Source organism: Caballeronia sp. Lep1P3 (assembly GCF_022879595.1).
In the GTDB taxonomy this organism is placed as follows: domain Bacteria; phylum Pseudomonadota; class Gammaproteobacteria; order Burkholderiales; family Burkholderiaceae; genus Caballeronia.
The window spans coordinates 1030525-1049171 of record NZ_CP084266.1 but is presented as its reverse complement, the minus strand read 5'-3'; the positions used below and the strand labels follow the sequence as shown (position 1 = coordinate 1049171).

Sequence of the window (18647 nt, the reverse complement as noted above, 5' to 3'; positions counted from 1 at the left end):
TTTCATCAGGCTGCTTGATACTAGAATTGGTGTCAGGCTACCTGATACAAACAACGGTGCATTCGGCAGCCGCTGCGATCAGGGGACACACTCACACTTTGCGTCGCGAGGCGCTGGAGAAAAGGCATGGCAAGCTATGAAGGTCGCTGGAAAACCGTTGACGTGAAAGTGGAGTCGGGCATCGCCTGGGTGATGTTCAATCGTCCGGAAAAGCGCAATGCAATGAGTCCCACGCTCAACAGCGAGATGATTCAGGTCCTCGAGACGCTTGAATTGGATGCGGATGCGCGCGTGCTGGTGCTGACCGGTGCAGGCGACGCCTGGACCGCCGGCATGGATTTGAAAGAGTATTTCCGCGAAGTCGATGCAGGTCCGGAGATTCTTCAGGAGAAAATTCGCCGCGATGCCTGCCAGTGGCAATGGAAGCTCTTACGCATGTACGCGAAGCCGACCATCGCAATGGTGAACGGATGGTGTTTCGGTGGCGGCTTCTCGCCCCTCGTTGCGTGCGATCTCGCCATGGCGGCGGACGAAGCGGTCTTTGGCCTGTCTGAAATCAACTGGGGCATTCCGCCGGGAAATCTCGTGAGCAAGGCAATGGCCGATACGGTCGGTCATCGTCAGGCACTGCATTACATCATGACGGGCGACACCTTCACGGGTCAGGAAGCCGCAGCGATGGGCCTCGTCAACAAGAGCGTGCCGCGTGCACAACTGCGTGAGGAAGTCGTGAAGCTCGCTCAGAAGCTGCTGGAAAAGAATCCGGTCGTTCTGCGCGCAGCCAAGCACGGCTTCAAGCGCTCACGTGAACTGACGTGGGACCAAAATGAGGATTACCTGTACGCCAAGCTCGATCAGGCGCTGCTGCGTGACCCGGAGCAGGGCCGTGCAGAGGGCCTGAAGCAGTTCCTCGACGACAAGTCGATCAAGCCGGGACTGCAGTCATATAAGCGCACGGAACAGTAAGCGCATTCCAGGAGACAGCACCGTGAACGAAGTGAGCATGTTGATCGGCGGGCAGAGTCGCGCCGCATCGAATGGGGCGACATTTGACCGCCTCGATCCTGTCGCGGGTGTCGTGGCCTCACGCGCGCCGGCAGCAACGCTCGAAGACGCCGATGCCGCCGTCGAAGCCGCCGCTCGCGCATTTCCGGCTTGGTCGGCGCTGACGCCCTCCGAGCGTCGCGCGCGCTTGCTCAAGGCTGCGGACATCATGGATGCGCGCACCGGCGATTTCATCGCGGCAGGAATCCCCGAGACGGGCGCGATGGCTAACTGGTACGGCTTCAACGTCCATCTCGCCGCGAACATGCTGCGTGAAGCGGCGGCGATGACCACGCAAATCGACGGCAGTGTGATCCCCGCCGACATGCCCGGCAATCTCGCACTCGCGGTGCGCCAGCCATGCGGCGTGGTGCTCGGCATTGCGCCGTGGAACGCGCCGGTGATTCTCGGTACGCGTGCCATCGCGATGCCGCTCGCATGCGGCAACACCGTCGTGCTCAAAGCATCGGAAGTGTGTCCGGCGGTGCATCGCATGATCGGGACGGTGCTTCACGAGGCGGGTCTCGGGGACGGCGTTGTCAACGTCGTGACGAATGCGCCCGAGGACGCGGCGGCCATCGTTGAGCGGCTGATCGCTCATCGCGCGGTGCGCCGTGTGAACTTCACGGGATCAACCCATGTCGGGCGCATCATCGCCATGCATGCGGCGAAACACCTGAAACCCGCGCTGCTGGAGCTCGGCGGCAAGGCGCCGGCGCTCGTGCTCGACGACGCGAATCTCGATGCTGCGGTCGAGGCGATCGCCTTCGGCGCCTTCTTCAATCAAGGCCAGATCTGCATGTCGACGGAGCGCATCATCGCGCATCGAAGCATCGCCGATGAGTTGATCGAGCAGCTCACAGCCAAGGCGCGCACGCTCGTCGCCATGGCGCCGACCGCCGCCGAAGCGAAGCTCGGGGCGCTCGTCGATGGGAAAGCCGCACAGCGTATTGCGGCGCTCGTCGAGGACGCGCGCAGCCACGGCGCAAATATCCGGGCGGGCGGCGCAATCGACGGCGCGATCATGCAGCCGACCATCGTCGATAACGTAACGCGCGAGATGAAGCTGTACGCCGAGGAATCGTTTGGGCCGGTCGTCACCGTGCAGCGCGTCGGCAGCGACGACGAAGCCGTGGCCGTCGCGAACGACAGCGAGTTCGGCCTGTCGGCAGCCGTGTTCAGCCGCGACATCGCGCGCGCGTTGAATGTCGCTAAACGCGTCGAATCCGGCATCTGCCATATCAATGGCCCGACGGTGCATGACGAAGCGCAGATGCCTTTTGGCGGCGTGAAAGGAAGCGGCTATGGCCGCTTTGGCAGCAAGGCATCGATCGCGGAATTCACCGATCTGCGCTGGATCACGGTTCAGACGGGCGAGCGGCACTATCCGATCTGATTCGGCGCGTGGGAATAATCAACCCAAGGCCAAGCGCCGAGAAGGCGAATAGCGTATCCGCGCGTCATGCAACGCGCGGGACGATGCCGGGACATTCAGCGGAGACAAACAATGAATTTCGAGCCAACTCGAGAGAATCGCGAAGACGCGCGGGACTTGGCGGACTTGCCGCATCGCGAGGTGCGCATCGGGCGCCCCGGCATCAACGTTCGCTCGAACGGCGACATCTGGTATATGAGCGCACAAGAGCCGCTCGGATCTTATCCCGATCGATTCACGGACAAGCTCGTGAGCGGCGCGAAAGTTCATCCAGAGCGCTGGCTCGTCGCACGTCGGGATGCCAACGGTGCATGGCGTGGCATTAGCTACGCGCAGATGCTGGACCGGGCGCGGGCCATCGGGCAGGCATTGATCGATCGCAAGCTGTCGGTCGAGCGGCCTGTCGCAATTCTCTCGGGCAATGATCTCGAACATCTGCAGGTCGCGCTCGGTGCGATGTGGGCCGGCGTGCCATATGCGCCGATCTCGCCGGCATACTCGCTGGTGTCGAGCGACTATGGCAAGCTGAGACATACGCTGGAACTTCTGAAACCCGGCCTCGTCTTTGCGACTGACGGTGATGCTTTCGCGGTCGCGATCGATGCCGTCGTGCCGGAAGACGTGGAAGTCGTGTGCGCATCGGGGTCGTGCACGCGGGCATCGTCATCATTCGCCGATTTAATCGCAACGCCGCCCACGAGCGTCGACGATGCGCAGCGCGCGGTCGGACCAGACACCATCGCGAAGTTCCTGTTCACATCGGGGTCGACGAAGCTGCCAAAGGCTGTGCCGACGACACATCGCATGCTTTGCAGCAATCAGCAGATGCTGCTCGAGACCTTCCCCGCTTTCGCCGATGCACCACCGGTTCTGGTCGACTGGTTGCCCTGGAATCACACGTTCGGGGGCAGTCATAACGTCGGTATCGCGCTGTACAACGGCGGAACGCTTTATATCGATGACGGCAGACCCGTTCCGGGAAAATTCGAAGAAACAGTACGAAACCTGCGCGAGATTGCGCCGACGATTTTCTTCAACGTGCCGAAGGGATGGGAAGAATTGACGGCTGCGCTCGAAACCGATGCGCAACTGCGCGAGACCTTCTTCTCTCGCGTCAAGGTGTATTTCTTCGCGGGCGCAGGGCTGTCGCAGGCAGCGTGGAACCGGCTCGAACAGGTGACCGCCCGTTACTGCGGCGAACGCATACGGATCATGGCAGGACTCGGTATGACGGAGACGTCGCCGTCGTGCCTGTTCACGACGGGCTCGGTCATGCGGGCAGGATACGTCGGTGTTCCGGCTCCCGGCTGTGAAGTGAAGCTGGTTCCGGTGGACGGCAAACTGGAAGCGCGGTTCCGCGGCCCGCATATCATGGCCGGATACTGGCGCATGAACAGCAATCAGAGAGCGCAGAGTTTCGACGAAGAAGGCTACTACCGCAGCGGCGACGCGCTCAAGTTCGTCGATGCAGAACGACCGGAGCTAGGCCTTATGTTCGATGGCCGCATCGCCGAGGATTTCAAGCTCAGTTCCGGGACGTTCGTCAGCGTCGGGCCCATGCGCGCCCGTATCATCTCCGAGGGTGCGCCGTATGTTCAGGACGTCGTCATTACGGGAATTAACCGTGACGACGTAGGCGCATTGGTCTTTCCAAGATTCGACGAGATACGAAAGTTCGCAGGTTTGTCGCCCGATGCGAGCGCGCGCGAAATCGCCGAAGCTCCTCCGGTACGCGAGTTCTTCGTGACACTGCTTGCACGACTGAACAAGCAGGCGACGGGCAGTGCAAACACCATCGCGCGCATGCGCTTGCTGGAGATGCCGCCTTCACTCGACCGCGGCGAAATCACCGATAAAGGTTCGATCAATCAATCGGCGGTGTTGACACACCGCGCGGCGATTGTCGACGCTTTGTACGATTCGAGCGGACCTGATTCGCAAGTGATTCTCGCGAGGGGAATGCGCGATTGAAAGTTGACATTGACCCGGCCGGGCGCGCCGACACGGTAACATGGGCAACTTCCCAAGCTCACTTTAGCGTTGCGATGCCGACCAAAGCGCCAGCAAGAAAAGCCCCGTCGACGACGAAGTCCGCGCATGTCGCGTCACGTCCGCGCAAGGCACACGCGAGGCCACGCCTGACCTACCTGGTTGGAAGCCTCGATCGCATCTTGCGCCGAAAGATGACAGAGGCACTCGCACCTGTGGGGCTTACGCTTGCCCAATTCACCGCCCTTTCGGTGCTCGACGCGCGCGGCGAAGCGTCGAACGCGCAGCTTGCGGAACGATCCTTTATCACGCCGCAGTCGGCCAACGAAGTGATGAGCGCAATGACCGCGAGGAACTGGATCACGCGCGAGCCGGACCCCAATCACGGGCGCATCGTCGTTCTGCGGCTGACAGAGGAAGGGCGTCGCGTGCTGCGGCTGGGCATGGACGTCGTTCGTACGATCGAAGACCAGATGGTCAAAGATATTCAGGCAGCCGACACGACGCTCGTGCAGAACTGCCTTGAAATGTTCGCGCGCAATCTGCGCGGTTGACCGTGGGCGAGCAATGCCTCGTCCGGCACCACGCCCGCATGACCTTCGACGATCCCGAAGCCGTGGCCGCCGCCGCCATGCAAGGGCCGGAAATCGCGCTGATACCCATGCCGCATGCCGCGCGCTAGCTTCAGCAAGGCAGCCTCATGCGCCTGCTGCCCGTCTGACTGCTGGCAATCCAAACGCGCGTGTTCGTCGATTTCGTGGTGAATGCGTTCCGCGCGGGGCGGATCGACGCGCGCCTCGCCTGCGTTAGCACGTGCGCCGCTTACTGGATCATGAACGTTTCGTATTCGAGCGAATCGAGCTTCCGATCCAGCCAGACGAGACTCACCAGCACCACGCACAGTAGCGATCCCGCGAAGCCGAAGCCGTACCATCCGGGATTCGCCATGAGCGTCATTCCCGTCAGCACGACATTCGACACCACGAACAACGCGACGAGCGCAAGCACCACGCGCCGCTTGTCCAGATAGAAGAACACGTTGATGACGCCCATGAAGAGCACTTGCAGGCTCGCGGCGATCACATCGACGTAGAGCAGCGGCGAGTAGAGCGTCGAAATGCGCAGCCAGCCGAGCAGCACCGCGCTGACCGCAAAGAGGAGCAGGGCGGCCGTCGCCTGCACCTTGACGATCTCATAGAGCCCGTTGCGAAGCGCCTCGACCATCGCGTTGCGCATGCGTTCGATATGCTGCAACGACGCGCCTTCGCGCACCGCTGCATAAAACGCGTCGTAGTACTCGACGAAGTCCGTCTCGATGCGCATCAGAAACACGGCCATGCCGGGAATGATCGCGAGGTAGGCGAGAAACACGGGAATGTCGTAGATGATCGACGCTCGCAGCGGCCCGATGACCGCCTGCCCCGTGCCGGGCGCGTACCAGAACATGAACTTGTCGGCCCAGATGCCGAGGTTGTAGAGAAAGCCCGTCGCCATCAAGGTCGGATAGCGGTAGCGCCGCGAAAAGAAGTCGTAGGCGATGAAGCGGTCGCTCGTGTAATCGCGATAGATCAGCGTCAGCAACCCCGCGAGCAGCACCGTCTGCCCGAACACGAAGCCGCCGAGCAGACCCGTCAAGCCGAACACGTTCAGCGTGATTGCGGCGCCCGCCGTCAGCGTATAGCCGATGAAAAACACCCAGAGAATGGACATGTACTGTTTCATGCCGGACAGGAAGATGGTGGCGAGCCAGATGTTGCTCATCACGACGAAGCCCGCCAGCATCAGAAGCCGGTATGCGGCCGTCTGATCGGGAAACAGGAAGATCACCGCGACGCCGCCGAGCAGCATCGCCGCGACGGTCGAAACGAGCGCCGCGCCGTGATAGTTGGGCAGCACCATGTCGGCGCGTTTCTCGAAGAGCCGGTCGGAGGTGAAGCGCGTGAAGCCGAGTTGCAGCGGCCCCGTCAGCACGAGCGACAGCGAAATGAGGTACGTCACCGACACCTGAAACTGCGTGATGAGTCCAGTCGGCAGCACGAACGGCAGGCTCAGGATGCCGATCAGCAGCATGCCGATGATCGACAGAATCCACGGTCCCGCGCTGATGAGTCCCGCGTAGGCGTACGCCTGCATCAACCCGACGAGCGTGTCGCGCCTGAGCATCTTGCGCAGTTCGAAGCCGATTCCCGCCATGACGTTTGCGTGTCCCTGAATTTACGTGCGCGTTGCGCCGCCGATGAGCCGCTCGTACAGCACGCGATACGCGCCCACCATCCGCTCCTGCGTATAGAAGCGTTCCACCCGCGCGATGCCCGCCGCCTGCGCCGCGCGCCAGTTGTCCTCGTCGAGGAGATCGAGCGCGGCGTCGGCGAGCGCGCGCGGATCGGCGATCTGCACGACGCGGCCCGCCGCACCGAGCGCCGCGTCTTCGCCGGGCAGTCCGTGGATCAACTGACGGCACGATCCGACATCCGTCGTCACCGAAGGCACGCCCGCCGCGAAGCCTTCGAGCACGACGAGCGGCAACGCTTCCGAAATGGAACTGAGCACCAGCACGCCGCATTTGGGCAGCAGTTCCTCGATCTTCTGGAAGCCGAGGAATCGGACCTTGCCCTCCAGCCCGAGACTTTCGACGAGGCTGCGGCATTCCTTCGCGTATTCGACGTCCTCGTCCTCCGGTCCCGCGATCCACGCCTCGGCGAGCGGTTCCTTGCGCACGACGGTCAGCATCGCGCGAATGAAGGTCTTGATGTCCTTGATCGGCACCACGCGCCCGATCAGGCACAGCGTCTTCGGCACGCCGGGCGCGCGTTTCTCGCGTAGCGGCGCGAGTCGCGGCAGGTTGACGCCGTTCGGAACGCTCGCGGTCTTCTGCAAGGGCGCGCCGTCGGCGACTTGCCGCTGGCGGTTGCCTTCGTACAGCGCGACGATGTCGTCCGCCGCGTCGTAACACACGCGCCCGAGCGTCTCGAAGAAACGCACCCACAGATCGCGAAAATACCCGACCTGCGACACGTCGCGCTCGAAGATGCTGCGGTTATCGCGTATCCACTGGCTCTGAAACAAGTCGATCTTGCGTTCCTTCGTATAGATGCCGTGTTCCGACACGAGCAGCGGCCGGCCCGTGCGGTAGTGCGCAAGCGCGCCGAGAAATCCCGCATAGCCGGTGGACACCGTGTGATAGACGCCCCCATCCGGCAAGCCTTCGGCAATGCGCGCGAGCAGCCAGAGCGGTTTGTGCATCACGCGCACGGTCCAGAAATAATCGACGAACGAAGGGTCCGTGCAGCGTTCGCGATACTGCTCCGTCACGTAGTTCCACGCCTCGCGCGAGTAGAGAAATTCGCTCTCCGACAAACGGCCATCGGGCGCGAGGTCCTTCAGCATGTCGCGCAGCATGGAGCCTGCGGCGGCGCGCATCGCGGGATTGCGCATGGCTTCGTGCAGTTGCGCCGACTGCGCGAAGGCCGCGCGGTCGCCGCGACGCTTCGCCACTTCGGGGTTGGCGGCGAAGTCGTAGAGAAAGTGATTTTCCTGATGCACGACGTTCTCCGGCAGCGCGTACGAAGCCTTCGGATAGTCTTGCGGACGGCTGCCGAGAAAGCACAGCGCGAAGCTCAGGTCCGGGAACGCGCGGATCATCTGATTGACCCAGCTCGACACGCCGCCGCTTACGTACGGGAACGTGCCTTCGAGGAGCAGGACGACGTCGGCGCGCGATGCCTTCGGCAGTGTTGTCGTCAACGCCGGCCATGACGTTTGGGCAATATCGGCGATGTTCGCGTTCATGAGACGCCTTTGCGCAGCGTAGCGAGCGAGCCGCGCCAGTAATCGAGCACGGGTTTCATGACGGGCAGGACGGCAGACGGGCTCATCTGTCCGAGAAGCGTCTTCACGCGGGCGAAATCGCCGCGCAGATAAGCGGCTTCGGCGAGATAAGGCAGCATGCGGTCGCGGGCGAAGCCGTGTTGAATGGCGCGTTCGAGCAGCGCGTCGGCGGCGTCGAGATCGCCGCCGTCGAGCGCGAGGCGTCCGCGCATGCGCCACAGCGCGGCGTCCGACGGTTCGATGCCGAGCGCGGCGGCGGCGTAGGCATCGGCTTGTTCCGCCGCGTTGCGATAGACGTCGCCTTGCACGAGATGCGCGTAGATCAGTTCGCCGTAAAGCTCGGCGAGCGTCTTGTTCGCCTGGTAACGCTCGCGCGGCGTGAGCGGCTCGGCAAGGCGCGGACGCGCGGCGAGGATGCGCTGCGTGAGGCGCTTCTCCTGGCTGTCGAGCATGCCGTAGGCGAGCAGGCGAATATCGTCGAGCGGATCGGCGAGCATGCCGCGCAACAGCGGACTGATGGTATGCGCGGGCATCGATTGCATCGCGAGCAGCGCCGTCATGCGCAGCGACGTGCCCGCTTCGGCGTTCTGCAACTCGGCTTTCAGGCGCGCGCCGCGTCCGTACGACACGTGCGGAATCAGATGCGTCGCGAACTCCGGTTCCTCGATATACGCGATGCCCTTCGCTGCCACGCGTCGCGGCAGCGCCGCCGCGAGCGCCATCGCGCCGACCGAGGCCAGTGCGCCGCCCACCGGCACCGCAAAAACGAAGAGCCACAGATAGCACCACGCGCCCGTCGAACGATAACGCGCGGGCAGCGCACGCCAGCCCGCGAACGCGATGAGCGTGGCCGCCACCGCCTGGGCAGCGAGGCAGGCGAGCAGCACGCGCGTCGGCGGCCCGGTGTGCGAGGCGAGCGCGAACACGTAGATCTGCACGGCCACGCCGAAGAGCGCCGCGAGCCATGCAAGGAAGGCGGTCGCGCGATGTGCGGGGCGCTCAGTCGTCGGCATGGCAGAGCCTCAGGAACTGACGCAGGGCGTCGATCGGCGAATCGGCGGACAGACGCATCGAATGCGTCGCGATACCGGCCGATTCGAAATCCGCGCCGAACTGCGCGCGCAGGTTGTCTTCGATGCGCAGCAGATAGCCCGCCACAGCGCTTTCGCCGGACAGCGGCATCAGCGTGAGCACGACGCGCTGCGTCGGCGTGACGATCGGCCATTGCGCATCCAGCGAGCGCCGCAGGCGCAGCACGTGTTCATGCAGCGAGACGCCGAACTCGCTCGCATCGAAGACGAGCGCGACGAGCGACGATTCCACGCCGGTATCGCGCAGCAGACGCACGAGACGCGCGTAGTCCAGCGCGAAATCGTACGGACAGCGCGGAAACGCCTGCAATACCGATCGGCTGATCTCCGCGTGGCGCACGCTGTCCGCGTAATAGCCGCTGAGCACGAGCAGGAACTGCAGGTTGTCGCGCGTCATCGCGAGAAACGGCATGCGCTCGACGACGAGCAGCGCGACGTGCCGGCCGCCCGCATCGAGGAGCGGCACGACCGCGCGATAACGCGTGTTCGCCTCCGCGCCCGATGCGGCGCTCGATTCCGGATGCGTCAGCGCAAGCGTTTCGCGCGCCTCGGTGACGAGCGGATCGGCCGTATCGAGCGTGAACGGCTCGCCGACGCTCGCGACGGGCGTCGTTTGCACGGTGTTGCCGGTCCACGCGAAGAGGCTCGCGGTTTCGAGCTGGCACGCCTGTGCCGCGGTCTTCAAAAAGCGCGCGGCGCCGGTGAGCGGGCCGTCGTCCTCGTCGTTGAGCGCGAGCGAACGCAAGCGCGCGAGCGAATCGCGCAGCGTGGCCGGGCGCGCGAGCACGTCCTGTTCGAGCCGTTCGTGCGACAGGCGCAGCAGGAACTGGTTCTTCGTGAGAATGGAGAGACGCTCGGCGAGATAGTCGTTCGCGATGCGCGCCTGCCGCTGACGGCCGATCCAGATATCGCCGAACTGCCCGCACAGGAGCGTCAGCACGAAGCCGCCGAAGAAGAAGCCGCCGGGAAAAACAGCGTGTGCGGCGTGCGCCCGAGCCGGGCCGACCGCGTTCGACACATACCACGCGAGCAGCAGCAAAAGCGCGCTCGCCATGCCCGCGAGCGTGCCGTAGCGCAGTGCGAAGACGACCGGAAGAAGCCACACCCAGCCGAAGCCCGTGCGCAAGAACAGCGGATCGGCCGGGTCGACGAACCAGCAGACGCCGGCCATGACGATAGTCGCGACGGCGACTTCCATCGCGATGAACGCGGCCCGCCTGCCCGAGATGCCCGAAGGCGCGAACACGCGCGCCCACGGCATGTCCTGCGAGACGGATTGGCCGCTTTGCGCCTCGCGTTGCCGCCGGGCGCCGGCCACGCCGACGGGCTTGCTCGATGCCTGCGGTTTGCGGTCCACGGTTCTCATGACTTACTTCGTCAGCGCGCCGAGCAGCTCTTTTTCGAGCTTCTGCGCGACGCCCGAGAGCGCGTCGCGGCTCCATCCGGTGCGGCTGCCCGCCGCGCTCCAGACGACCTTGCCGCTTGCGACATCGATGACATCGAAGGTCAGGCCCACGGCGGGCTCGCCGTCGACGCCGACCTTGTAGCGCCATTCCGTCACCGTGCCCGTCAACGCGTAGCGCACGTTCTGCGAGCGCGCCCACGCGAGCGCCTTCGTGTTGATGTCGGGCTTCGCGGTATCGAAGAGCGTTTCCTCGTCGCCGGTGTCCGGATAGCGCGTGAGTGCTGCGCCGCCCGACGCGAGCAGGCTCTGCGCGATGGCCGACGCGCGCAGTCCCGCCTGCGGCGTTTCGGTGCGATTGCTGATCGGCAGCACGGTCCAGCTCGCGTTTTTATCGAGCGCCGTCGCGCTGTCGCTGCGATCCACCACCGCGCAGGCGTTCAGCGTGAGCGCGATGCACAGGCCGCCCAGCAATCCAGCGCATCGTTCGAATTGTCGTGTCGTTTTCATGTGTGCTCCGCTTGCTTCGTTTTTCGATGCCCGTGACGCGGCCGCGCCGCTAATACAGCCAGCGATAGCGCACGCCGTACTCCGTGAAAGCCTGCGTGCGCCCGGACGTGACGCCGGCGTGCTCGTAATACATGGTCGCCTGATCGTTGCCAAAGACGCTGCCCGCGAGTCCCACGCGCACCTGCGCCGTCCAGCCCTGATTCGAATCGTGGATCGGCCCGGCGGCGAGGAACGGCCGCCACGCGCGTGTGTAGCCTTCTTCGAGGTCGTCGCCGAAAGAGAACAGCACGCCTTCCTGCGTGAACGTCTGCGGCATGAACTGCTGCGCGGCGAGCGGCGTGCCGGCCGGCAAGAGGCGCGCGAGCTGGCCGCCGGGATTGCCCGACGCGCTGTATTGCCCGTGCGTGAGCACCGCGCGAATGGTGTAGTCCGGGTAATCGACGCGCAGCTTGTAGCCCGCGTTGAAGTCCGCGACGGTGCCGGTCCCGAGAAACGACTTGTCCTGTCCGTAGAAGCGCGCGTATTCCACGCGGCCACCGACGAACACATGCGGGTCCGGCCGATAGTTGACGCCGACGCTCGCCAGATGCTTCACGCCGCCGACGATCAGCTGGCTCGTCTCGGTGGCCATCTGGTTGAAGCCGAGCGCGTAGTTGAAGCTCAGGTTCTGCTGCTCGAAAAGCGTTCCGTCGAGGCGAAACGTCGTGAAGTCGTCGAGCGCGTCGCGCCGGCCGAGGCCGACGCGCTCGGTATCGTCGAGGCCGAGATGCCGCCACGCGAGCGACAGCTGGCGGTCGTGCTGCGGCACGTTCGGCAACGACGCATCGCCGTGCTGATTGCGTTCGGCGTAATCGAGCGCGAGCGACTGCGTGGGCGAGAGCCGCAAGCCCGCGCCGATGCCCGCTTCCGTGTACGACAGCCCGCCCTGATCGATCACGCGAAAACGCGGCGCGATGGCCTGCGCATTGCGCAGCAATTGCTCGCGCAGAATCTGATTGACGATTTCGTCATCCGGCAGCGCGAACTGCTGCTCGTAGGCGTGCGTCTGCACGTCGCCGAAACGACCGGTCGCGGCTTCGGCGTCGAGGCGGTTTTGGCGCGGAATCCAGTCGGCTTCGGTATCGAGCAGGCGGTTGAGCGTCGCCCGGTCGTGTTCCGCGAGCGCAATGGTCACTTCGGCATACGCGGGGCGCGTCGCGCTGTCGATGTACTGGCGCAGCAGCCAGAGACTTTCGGCGTCGTAGGCGTCGTGCGATTGCAGCCAGCCGAGCGCGGCCTCGCGCGCCACCGCCGAATACACGCGCTGCCGTTTCTCTTCGCGATGCGCGGCGCGGCGCATCGCATCGTCGGTCGAGGCGAAGGGCGCCTGGGCTTGTTCGTTGCCGTGCGCATCGTCGTCTGAAACGTCGGCCGCACTGCCGCTCCGGTCGCCACGCAGCAGTTCGATCAGCACCGCGCGCGACGCGTCGCCGCCCGCGAACTGGTCCGTGAGCCCGACCAGGCGTGCACGCAGGTCTTCGCGCTGCTCGTCGTCGAGACCGCCGGGTTGCTTGCCCGCGGAACGCAGCGCCATCTGTTTCTTCCAGACGGCGTTACGCACGCGCCATGCGTCGTCGATACGGCCGTTCAGTTCCAGCGCGTCCGCGAAGCCCAGCGCCCACAGCGGATCGTCGCGGCGCGAGGCGGCCTCCTTGTGCATCATGTGCAGCGCGCCGCGCGCATCGCCTAAGCGCAGATACGCCGCCGCATACGGTCCCCAGAGCGTGCTGTCGCGTTCGGCGTCGCGGGCATAGCGGGCGAGCGTGGCGCGCAGTTCGGCAGTGCTGCCGCGTCCGTCGAGCGCCCAGATCAGCGCGGCGCGCGCTTCGTCGTCGCCCGGCGAAAGCGCCACGGCGGCCCGCGTGTCGGCGAGCGCGCCGTCGGGGTCGCCCGCGCGCTGCAGATACTGCGCGCGGGCAAGCAAGAAGCGCGGCGAATGCTCGGCCGCGGCTAGCGATGCCGGATCGAGCGAGGCCAGCAACGCTCGGATGCGCCCGGTCGCGCGCGCCCGCAGATAGTCGTAGACCGCGAGTTCGAGCAGGCGCTCGTTGCCCGTCTTGCGATACGCGAATTCCGCGATGCGGCCCGCTTCGAGGGGCTGATTCTCGTACAGGGAGACCATCGCGGAGAGATCGTCGGCAGACGCGTTGCCGGATCGCACGAGCATGCCGTAGCCTTCGCGCGCCTTGCGGTCCTGCTGTTCGACGGTTGCGAGCATCGCATAGAAACGCCAGAAGTCCGCGTCGGATGCGGGCGCGCGGCTCTTCGCGGAATCCAGCACGGCGAAGGAGCGGTCGAAGCGCGTGCGCGTGTAGTACATCAGGCCCAGCTTCAGCGCGTAAGCGGGAGCGGGACCGAACTCGTGCATCAGGCGCTCGTAGGTCTCGATGGCGAGATCGTCGTCGCCCTTGCGTTCGGCGAGCTGCGCATAGCGCTCCAGCACCGGCCTGCGGTACGGACCGTTCGCGCGGGCCTGAAGGAAACGCAGCGCGGCGTCGGGATCGGCCTGCGATTCGTACGCGCTCACCACGCGGTCGAGCTGCTTCAGGTCGCCCGGTGCGCGGTCCGATTCGTGGATCGCGGCGGCGAGCATCGCGTCGTTGTCGCCGAGCGCGGGCGCGAGACGCTCGACCTGCTTCCAGTCGCGCTCGTCGTTGCGCGTGCGGGCGAGCGCGAGATAGTTGGCGAGCGCGACATCGGGCGCGTGGTTCCATTCGGCGACTTGCGCGAGCCGCTCGCGCCATTCGGCCGATGCCGGATCGCGGTTCACCGCTTGCTGCGCGACGCGCTGGGCGCTCGCCAGATCGCCGTTGGCGAGGAACACCTTGAAGCCGAGTTCGTAGTCCGACGCGTCGATGGCCGCCGATGCTTCCTGATTCGCTATGCGCCGGATAGCGAAGCCGTCGCGGGCGGCGAAGACGGCATGCATCCGATGCGCGCGGCCGTTCATGCAGGCCCGAACACACGCGATGCCGCGCGCTTGCCGCCACGCCGCGAGCCTCGGCGCGCCGTCGCGCCGCTCGCGCGACGACATGTCCAGCAAACGGCGCGCGTAGCGGTCCGCGATATCGGGCCGGCCCGCCGCTAGCGCAAGGCGCGTCAAATAGCGCAGCGTTTCGCGGTCGCGGGCGAGCGAGCCGACATGCGCGTCGGCGGCGGCGAGCGCGTCGGCGGGGCGGTTGGCCGACTGCAACGCCTGCAATGCGGAGAGGAAGAAGCGCCGCTCGTCGTCGTGTGTCGTGGCATGCGCCTGCGCCGCGAAGAAGGCATCGGCGGCGCCGGCATGATCGCCCGCGGCGAGCTTCAGTTGCGCGCCCTGCGCGAGCCAGCGCGACGCCTGCCCCGGCTCGGCTCGCGCGAGTCGCTCGTAGTACCGGCCAGCGAGCGCGCTGTCGTTCAGCGCACGCGCCTTCGCCGCCAATGCTTCGAGTTGCGCCGCGTCCCACGGCTTCTCGAGGGCTTCGGCGAGCAGCGCGTCGAGTTCCTCGAGTCTCGCGGCTCGCGCCGGATCGCCCGGCTTCAGCGCGTAAGCGTCGGTCTCGGCAAGACCGATGCGCGCCTGCAACGCGCTCGTCTGCGCTTGCGGATCGGGCGAAACGGAGAGCCGCGCGAGCATCCTTTGCGCATCCGCGATGCGCCGCGCTTTCAGATACGCCTGCGTCAGCTCGGTCAGCACCTCGGCGTTGTCCGGCTCGATGCGCAGCCACGCTTCGAGATACGCGACGGTCAGCGTATCCACCTGACCGCCCGCGAGCAGCCGTTCTTCGAGCCGCTCGCGAGGAAACGCGAGCACGAGCATGAGCGCGACCAGCAGCCCGAAAGCCGCGACGACGAACGGCGAAAAGAGCCGCTGGCGGTCAGGTTGCGCAGACGACATCGACATGAACGGCATTCGTTGCGTGGCTGAAGGAACCGGACGGCGAATACACGCGCCGCCCCTGGGCCATGCCGGGCGCGAGCCGGCGGCCATCCGCCTTCGCGATGCATGCATTCGCGCGCGGCTCACCGCCGACGGCGAAATGAGGCGCGACGTGCGACGCGAGATCGAACGAGAAGCCGCGCGGCGTGCGCGCGAAGTGATCGACGACGCCGTTGGCTTCGGCGAGATACGGCAGCTTCGCGGCGTGCGCGGCATCGACCACGCGAAAGCGCGCATCCGCGCCGCTGAGATGGACATACACGCCGCCCGGTCCCGGCAGATAGCCCGCGACGCCCTCCGCACTTGCGAGATCGGGCACGCGGCCCTCGGGCAGCCGCACCGTGCGCAGCGCGCCGCTGCCGTGGATGCGCCAGAAGTCGCCGTCGCGCGAAATGTCCATGCGTTCGAAGTCGAGCACCTTCTGCGCGTATTCGGAGACGTACACGGGCATGAGCGGTTGCGTCGACAGCGTGCGATACACGTCCGTGAGCGCCTTCACCGACGCGTACTTGGTGCCGGAAAACATGTGGTAGTAGACATCGACCGGCTTGAAGCGGATGGGATGCTCCGTCATGTCGAACGTTTCCAGCACGCGTTCGTAGCCGTAGTACGGGCCCTGCCAGAGCGCGGTGTACGCTTCCTCGTTCTGGTCCGGCGCGAACACCTGAAAGAAGCCGTCCTTGTCCACGCCGACCGGCGCGATCGCGGCCCAGCTCGGATAGCGTTTAGTAATGAGTGTATCGCCGCCGTTCATGTTGTAGACGCCGGCCTTGTCCGCCGCTTCGATGACGCTCGCGGGCACCTGACAGTCGCCGCTCCAGAGCAGCACTTTCACGCGCTTGCCGGCGGGCGCGAGCCGGTCGATGTAGGCGATGGAGCCGCCGATTTCGCGGTCCGTGTCGTACCGGTAGCCCGGTATGTCGATGGAAAGGCCGTTGTGGTTCGCGCGCCCGCCGCCTTCCACCGTATCGGTGTCTTCGTTCGATTTGCCGAGCCCGGTCACGCGCATCCACTGCAACGGATGCGTGTACGTGTGACTCGCCATTTCGACGTTCGGCAGCGCGAACATTTCCCGCGCGATGGCCCGCAGGCGCGGCGCATCCTTCGGATACGGTCCTTCGTCCGAGACTTCGCCCTCGATCACGGAGACGGTCGTCGGCAGACCGAATTGGCGGATGACGTTGTAGAGCGCATCGCCGGAATACTCCGGCGGCGCGGAGGAGGACACTTTCATCGGTCCGCCGTTCACGCTGAATTCGGCGCGTGAGGCGAGGCCGTCCCCGTCGATATGCGTCATCAGGAGACGCCGGCCGTTCTCCGTCGTGGGATCGGGCGCGGGCATGTCGTCCGGCAGGCGCAGCGCCGCGCGAAAGAAGCGTATCGGTTGCAGCACCCAGCGCGCTTCGTTGGCCATCGGCATGTCGAAGACGGCGAACGGGCGCATCGCGTAGCCGCCCCACGGCGTGATCGCGGCGGCGTCGATGGCGAAGTCGTTGCCCGCATCCGCCGAGGCCAGCCGCAGCAGCGAACGGCTGTGCGGGCCGGCGCGCACGTTCGTCGTATCGTGCGGATCGGGCTGCGGTTGCATTTCGAAGCCCATCATCGAAGCGTCCATCGACTCGACGCGCAAACGATTGCCCGGCCGCCCCGCGACGGGCACGAGGTCGAGCTTTTGCGCGAGATCGCCCTGGACGTCGATGCCGAAGGTCGTCAGCATCGCGATGGGCATATGGCGCTCGACCTGTGCTTCGAGCCAGTCGCGAAACGCCGCGCGATCCGGCACCGGCGAGTCCAGCCACATGACGATGCCCGCGTAACGGCCCGACAAGTCGCCTTCGGGAAGTGGCTTCGCGATGTCGGCGAACTCGACGCGGTAGCCGAGCCAGTTGAGCGGCATGGAGACGTAACGCACGCCGGGCGTCACGTTGAGGCTCGCGCCAGGCTGCACGTCCTGCACGACGAGGATCGTGCGCGGCGCGGCGCGGCGCGACGCGGCATCCGGCGCAGAAAGCGCGGCGGCAAGCGGCGCGGTCGGGGCCTCGTTCGCTGCCGACGCCCGCGCGGGACCCGTGCCGACGGTCTGCAACGCACCGTCGGTCACATACGGAATGATCCCTTGCGCGCTGATCTTGCGGACCGCGTCGTTCGCGCAGGCGCGGTCCGCGGGCGCGCAATAGTCGATGGAGAGCACCGGCAGGCCGTATCGCTCGCGCAGCGTCCTCGCTTGCGCGAGCAGCCATTCGCGGTCCGCTTCGGGCACGGCGACGTAGCGTTTCTTCGCCTGATTCCAGCCGCGATACAGCGACTCGAACGCGACGGCATACGCCAGATCGTGCACCTCGGGCATCAACTCGAAGCCGCGATTGAAGATGAGCCGCGCGTCGGGGTAACGCGCTTTCAACGCGCGGATGACCGCGACGAGCCCCGCTTCCTGGCGCGCACGCTGGTCGTCGGTGGTGGCGATCGACTGGTAAGAATCAAGCGTGTCGAGAAAGAAGCCGCGATAGCCCTTGTCCCACAACGGCGCAATGACGTGCGCCACGAAGAACTGCGGCCATCCGGGCGCGGACTGGTCGATCACGCGCGACGCCCACGTCGCATTGCTGCCCTTGAGCCACGCGGGCGGCATTTCCTTGAAATAGGCGCGCGAAGGCGTCACCTCGCCCACGCTCACGTAGGCGAGCCATTGGGGAGCGCCCGAAGCCGGGGCGTGCGCGGCGGGATCGAAGCCGCTCTCCGGCTCGACCACGACGTTATCGAACGAAGCGAACTGGCCGACCGGCACCGGCGCGCCGTAGAAGAGCGCGATGGACGGCTGGGGCCGGGGCTCGGGCTGCTGCGGCGGCGCCGTATCGTCGGCGCGCGCGCAGGCGAACGTCAACGAGGCGGCGAAGAGCGCCGCCATCTTGCGCCACACGACGCTTCGGAAGCCAACGCCGCGCATTATGCGGGGCAGACGCCGCCCCGTTCATCGGCGGCTCCTTGCATTGCAACGTGCTCGTAGTGACTGTGCTGTCGTCTCATCTGTCGGGCCTTCACGGTTTGCATCTACTCGGATTCGATGTGTCACGCTTGCGGGCCGCTCGGCGTCGGATCGGCATGGCAGAGGTAAGGCAGTAGCGGGGCGAGCTTGGCGGCGTCCGTCGGCTTCGAACGGTAAGCGCGTCGAAACCGGCCGCCTTCGCGGCTTACAGATTTCCGGGAGCCCAAAGCGCCGAATGGCGGACCAGTAAGCGCAGACAGGCGGCAATCTGGAGTCTCCACACGTCCGACATCCAGAATCCAGTAGCACGATGTCGGCCCGCCCGCGTTCCGAAGCCTCGATGGCCTGTGGGCCACTATAAACGACTTCGGTCGGGAGGCCATGGACGGCGAGCGGGGCGGCATGGC

Annotated in this window: 11 protein-coding genes; 4 read left to right on the top strand and 7 right to left on the bottom strand. The window is 65.6% G+C overall.

Translation table 11 applies throughout. The annotated features are described in order from the left end of the window. Nucleotides 1-126 precede the first annotated feature (126 nt). From LDZ27_RS19290 to LDZ27_RS19275, 4 genes are all read left to right on the top strand, one after another. Nucleotides 127-966 (top strand): p-hydroxycinnamoyl CoA hydratase/lyase, encoded by an 840-nt coding sequence (locus LDZ27_RS19290; RefSeq protein WP_244816472.1) that lies wholly within the window; start codon nucleotides 127-129, stop codon nucleotides 964-966. Nucleotides 967-988: 22 nt separating this feature from the next. After that, nucleotides 989-2440 carry an aldehyde dehydrogenase gene (locus tag LDZ27_RS19285; protein ID WP_244816471.1) on the top strand — a complete coding sequence of 484 codons (1452 nt, stop codon included), beginning with the start codon at nucleotides 989-991 and terminating at the stop codon, nucleotides 2438-2440. Between the two features lie 111 nt (nucleotides 2441-2551). Then, on the top strand, nucleotides 2552-4450 hold the full coding sequence (locus LDZ27_RS19280) for a feruloyl-CoA synthase (protein WP_244816470.1): 1899 nt from the start codon (nucleotides 2552-2554) through the stop codon (nucleotides 4448-4450). A 74-nt stretch (nucleotides 4451-4524) separates the two neighbouring features. Then, entirely contained in the window at nucleotides 4525-5022 is a 498-nt protein-coding gene (locus LDZ27_RS19275; RefSeq protein WP_244816469.1) for a MarR family winged helix-turn-helix transcriptional regulator, read from the top strand. 268 nt (nucleotides 5023-5290) lie between these two features. Here the strand turns inward: LDZ27_RS19275 and pelG are convergent, their stop codons facing one another. Genes pelG through LDZ27_RS19240 form a run of 7 tightly spaced genes read right to left on the bottom strand, consistent with a single transcriptional unit; the run spans nucleotide 5291 to nucleotide 18162 of the window. Further along, nucleotides 5291-6661, bottom strand: a complete 1371-nt coding sequence (pelG, locus tag LDZ27_RS19270) for an exopolysaccharide Pel transporter PelG (protein ID WP_244816468.1) — start codon at nucleotides 6659-6661, stop codon at nucleotides 5291-5293. Nucleotides 6662-6682: 21 nt separating this feature from the next. After that, nucleotides 6683-8257 carry a GT4 family glycosyltransferase PelF gene (pelF, locus tag LDZ27_RS19265; RefSeq protein WP_244816467.1) on the bottom strand — a complete coding sequence of 525 codons (1575 nt, stop codon included), beginning with the start codon at nucleotides 8255-8257 and terminating at the stop codon, nucleotides 6683-6685. Next, nucleotides 8254-9309: a sugar ABC transporter permease gene (locus LDZ27_RS19260; protein WP_244816466.1), complete on the bottom strand. Its 1056-nt coding sequence runs from the start codon at nucleotides 9307-9309 to the stop codon at nucleotides 8254-8256. The genes pelF and LDZ27_RS19260 overlap by 4 nt, the downstream gene beginning before the upstream one ends. Further along, a complete protein-coding gene (locus LDZ27_RS19255; RefSeq protein ID WP_244816465.1) occupies nucleotides 9296-10753 on the bottom strand; it encodes a PelD GGDEF domain-containing protein in 1458 nt (485 codons plus the stop codon). The genes LDZ27_RS19260 and LDZ27_RS19255 overlap by 14 nt, the downstream gene beginning before the upstream one ends. Nucleotides 10754-10756: 3 nt before the next feature. Continuing rightward, nucleotides 10757-11299, bottom strand: a complete 543-nt coding sequence (locus tag LDZ27_RS19250) for a penicillin-binding protein activator LpoB (RefSeq protein WP_244816464.1) — start codon at nucleotides 11297-11299, stop codon at nucleotides 10757-10759. Between the two features lie 49 nt (nucleotides 11300-11348). Then, a complete protein-coding gene (locus tag LDZ27_RS19245) occupies nucleotides 11349-15221 on the bottom strand; it encodes a tetratricopeptide repeat protein (RefSeq protein ID WP_244816463.1) in 3873 nt (1290 codons plus the stop codon). Continuing rightward, complete coding sequence (locus LDZ27_RS19240) at nucleotides 15196-18162, bottom strand: bifunctional glycoside hydrolase 114/ polysaccharide deacetylase family protein (protein ID WP_370653444.1); 2967 nt, start codon at nucleotides 18160-18162, stop codon at nucleotides 15196-15198. Before LDZ27_RS19240 ends, LDZ27_RS19245 begins: the two co-directional genes overlap by 26 nt. Nucleotides 18163-18647 lie beyond the last annotated feature (485 nt).

Coding starts and splice junctions, on each gene's coding strand:
- LDZ27_RS19250 (WP_244816464.1), bottom strand. CDS start 11,299: ATGAAAACGACACGACAATTCGAACGATGCGCTGGATTGCTGGGCGGC.
- pelF (WP_244816467.1), bottom strand. CDS start 8,257: ATGAACGCGAACATCGCCGATATTGCCCAAACGTCATGGCCGGCGTTG.
- LDZ27_RS19255 (WP_244816465.1), bottom strand. CDS start 10,753: ATGAGAACCGTGGACCGCAAACCGCAGGCATCGAGCAAGCCCGTCGGC.
- LDZ27_RS19290 (WP_244816472.1), top strand. CDS start 127: ATGGCAAGCTATGAAGGTCGCTGGAAAACCGTTGACGTGAAAGTGGAG.
- LDZ27_RS19275 (WP_244816469.1), top strand. CDS start 4,525: ATGCCGACCAAAGCGCCAGCAAGAAAAGCCCCGTCGACGACGAAGTCC.
- LDZ27_RS19240 (WP_370653444.1), bottom strand. CDS start 18,162: ATGGCGGCGCTCTTCGCCGCCTCGTTGACGTTCGCCTGCGCGCGCGCC.
- LDZ27_RS19280 (WP_244816470.1), top strand. CDS start 2,552: ATGAATTTCGAGCCAACTCGAGAGAATCGCGAAGACGCGCGGGACTTG.
- pelG (WP_244816468.1), bottom strand. CDS start 6,661: ATGGCGGGAATCGGCTTCGAACTGCGCAAGATGCTCAGGCGCGACACG.
- LDZ27_RS19245 (WP_244816463.1), bottom strand. CDS start 15,221: ATGTCGATGTCGTCTGCGCAACCTGACCGCCAGCGGCTCTTTTCGCCG.
- LDZ27_RS19260 (WP_244816466.1), bottom strand. CDS start 9,309: ATGCCGACGACTGAGCGCCCCGCACATCGCGCGACCGCCTTCCTTGCA.